This window comes from Microcoleus sp. T2B6 (assembly GCF_036700475.1).
Classification (GTDB): Bacteria; Cyanobacteriota; Cyanobacteriia; order Cyanobacteriales; family Microcoleaceae; genus Microcoleus.
In genome coordinates, this window is record NZ_JAUBOZ010000102.1 from 1 (window position 1) to 3,666 (window position 3,666).

Consider the following 3,666-nt stretch of genomic DNA (forward strand, 5'->3'; position numbering starts at 1 on the left):
TAACACGATCGGGAAAATTCAGAAGGAATTAAAGCCGTCCTAGAACGACGGGGTTTTAAACCCATTTCTTTGATAAAGCCTCCTCATCGACGAGAACAGGCAACAAAACACAGCAAATTCGGTTAAATGGCCGAAAAGACAGACGACTGTCGTTGGCGTATTGGCAGATTTTAAGGTAGGCTGCTTAAGAGTCGCAACTATTTAGCGAGTCGAGCCGTGGCAGTAAAAGTCGAAGAATTACTTACAGCAGAGATTAATCAGCCTGCTCGTTATCTGGGAAACGAATTGGGTGCTACGCACAAGCCTTGGGACGCGGCGTCTGTGCGCTGGGTTCTCACTTACCCAGAAGTGTATGAAGTTGGTGCTTCCAATCTGGGGCACATCATCCTTTACAACATTTTGAACGCTGTGCCGAGGCAGTTGTGCGATCGGGCTTATTTGCCCGCCGCCGACTTGGCAGCAAAACTACGATCGACCAAAACTCCCCTGTTTGCCGTAGAATCAAGGCGATCGCTCACAGAATTTGATATTCTGGGCTTCAGCCTCAGCTACGAACTCGGAGCAACAAACATTCTGGAAATGCTGGATTTAGCCGGCATTCCCCTAACTTGGCAAGAAAGAGCGACCAATCCCCAAAACGGTCAAATGCCGCTGATTTTTGCTGGCGGGCAAACGGCAACTTCCAACCCCGAACCCTACGCGGACTTTTTTGACTTCATCGCTTTGGGAGATGGAGAAGAATTGCTGCCCGAAATTGGCTTGATTTTGGCAGAAGGCAAAACAAATAATTTGAGCCGAGAAGCATTGCTGCTGGATTTAGCGCAAATTCCAGGCGTCTACGTCCCGCAATTCTACGATATGGCGGCCGACGGTTCTGTTCATCCCAACCGCCCGCAAGTTCCAGAACGAATTCTGCGCCGCGTGGCGACTCCGATACCAGCTTATTCGATCGGCCTGGTTCCCTACGTCCAGACAGTACACGACAGACTGACAGTAGAAATCCGCCGGGGATGCACCCGTGGCTGTCGATTCTGTCAGCCGGGAATGCTGACTCGCCCCGCGCGCGATGTCGAACCTCAGCAAGTCGTAGAGGCGATCGAACAGGGGATGCAAGCCACCGGGCACAGCGAGTTTTCCCTGCTTTCCCTGAGTTGTTCCGACTATCTGGCACTCCCAGCAGTCGGGATGGAAATCAAAAATCGCCTGAAAGATAAAAATATTTCTCTGTCTCTACCCAGCCAGCGGGTTGACCGATTTGACGATAATATTGCCGACATTCTCGGCGGGACGCGACAAGGCGGTTTGACTTTTGCGCCGGAAGCTGGTACTCAGCGGATGCGCGACATTGTTAACAAAGGTTTGACAAACGAAGAATTGCTTCGGGGTGTCAAAACTGCGGTCGATCGCGGCTGGGATAAAATCAAGCTGTATTTTATGATCGGTTTGCCGGGAGAAACAGATTTTGATGTTCTCGGCATCGCCGAAACAGTCCGCTGGCTGCACAGGGAATGCAGGATCAATGGCAGGCGGGGACTGACTTTTAACTTGACAATTTCTAATTTTACGCCTAAGCCTCACACTCCTTTTCAGTGGCACTCGGTTTCTACTGCTGAGTTTTCCCGCAAGCAAAAACTCCTGAAGGAAGAGTTTCGGGGGATGCGGGGCGTCAAGGTGAATTACACTGATGTGCGGATTTCGGCAATGGAGGATTTTGTCGGACGGGGCGATCGACGTTTGGGCGCTGTAGTCCGCCGCGCTTGGGAACTTGGCGCGGGTATGGATGCGTGGTGGGAAAGTTTGGATCAGGCTTACAAAGCTTGGACTCAGGCGATCGATGAATCGGGCCTTACCTGGAAATACCGCCAAGTCGAAAGCGGTGAGTGGAATCTTTTTGAGAAGGAAGAAGGAAGTTCGGCAACGGATTCTGTAACGGATGTAACGGATGTCAGTCCGATGTCCGTCGGAAGTTCGGCAACGGATTCTGTAACGGATGTAACGGATGTAACGGATGTCAGTCCGATGTCGGTCGGAAGAGAAATCAACGAAGATTTTCCCAATTCTCCGGATCTCCCCCTCTCCCCCTCCCCCTCTCTCCCCCTCTCCCCCTCCCCCTCTCTCCCCCTCTCTCTCGATCAGGCCCTGCCTTGGGATCATTTAGATACGGGAATCGACAAAAACTGGCTGAAAATAGACTTGCAAAAGGCTTTGGAAGCAGCGACGGTTCCCGACTGTTCCTTTGAAGGGTGTTCGCGCTGCGGGGTTTGTGGCACTGATTTCGGACACAATGTGGTTGTGGATGCGCTGCCAATTCCTGAGTTTGCTGGGGAGTTTGTCCCGAATACGGAGCGGAAACAGCGTTTTCGGGTTTGGTTCGGGAAGGTGGGCGATATGGCTTTGGTTGGTCATTTGGATTTGATCCGATTGTTCGATCGAGTAGTCCGCAGAGCCGATTTGCCGATTTCGTTTACCGGCGGGTTTCACCCGAACCCTCGCATTTCTCTGGCAAATGCTCTGCCTCTGGGCGTTACCAGCACTGGGGAAATTGCCGATTTTGAGCTCACTGAGTCGATCGATATTGAGAGTTTTCGGGAAAAGTTGGCCGCTAAGCTGCCGGAAAATATTCCGATTTACAAGGTTGAGTCGATCGATCTCAAGGCTCCTTCTGCTAACCAGTTGTTAGAAGCAGCGGAGTACGTAATTACTGTGACCTCGGCAGGCTCCTTGACAGAAAATGACCAATTAGACCGGGAAAATACTGCTCCTGTCTCCGTGGCTCCTGATGCCAATTGGGATGCTTGGGTCAAGACGATCGCCGAAACCGAGGCTTTTTGGCGGGTGCATACTACTAAGTCGGGAAAGACGCAGGATGTCAATTTGCGCGATCGACTGCACAAACTAGAACTTGTAGATCAGAAACCCGACCGCAGCACCTCTGCCTCTGGTACTACATCCGAAGGTAGAGCCGTCTTGCGCTTTATCGGCAGTTGTCGCAGCGATGGCAACTTGCTAAAGCCAGAACATATTGTTTTCATGCTCGAACAAGTCAGCCAGCAGGAAATTCAGCTTCTGCAGGTTGAGCGTAGTCAGCTAATCCTAGGTTATGGTTAAGATAGGGAAGCCGTGGTGGAATTTTTTACCTTCGGCTCTCGATCGGGATGTGTCCTTTCACGCTATAATCGCTTGTTATGGAAGCCGCGGCGGCTCGAGCGCTTTAGTCGCTCGCCGCCCTCGTCAACCAGCAACGCGGGCTGGGTGCAATTTGCTTCTGTTCAAGACTTCAAGCCTTTTTGTTGTACATTCACGGGCTAAATCTAGCGCCAAACCCGCCGGAGGGTCTGAACCAAATTTAGCGATTAATTTCGATCGATCGACTGGTTGTCGGTGGTCGGCTTATTCAAAAATCTCACGGTTCAAACCGCAGAGCGGGTATTCAACAATAGATGTTTTTGACGGGTCAAAAAACGGAGAGAAGCCCCGACTTAAGTCGTGGAGAACCAAAAATTTTAGATTTTAGATTAAAGTTCCAGCTCCCAGATTCATCTGTGGAGTCAATCTAAAATCTCAAACCTAAAATCTAAAATCGATTGACCCGTCAAAAAACGGAGAGAAGCCCCCGACTTAAGTCGTGAAGAACCAAAAATTTTAGATTTTAGATTAAAGTTCAAT

1 protein-coding gene is annotated in these 3,666 nt (G+C 50.5%); it reads left to right on the forward strand.

What is annotated here, in order from left to right:
* The first annotated feature begins 216 nt into the window (after positions 1 to 216).
* Entirely contained in the window at positions 217 to 3,108 is a 2,892-nt protein-coding gene (locus QUA00_RS29725) for a TIGR03960 family B12-binding radical SAM protein (protein WP_333412101.1), read from the forward strand.
* Positions 3,109 to 3,666: the final 558 nt, after the last annotated feature.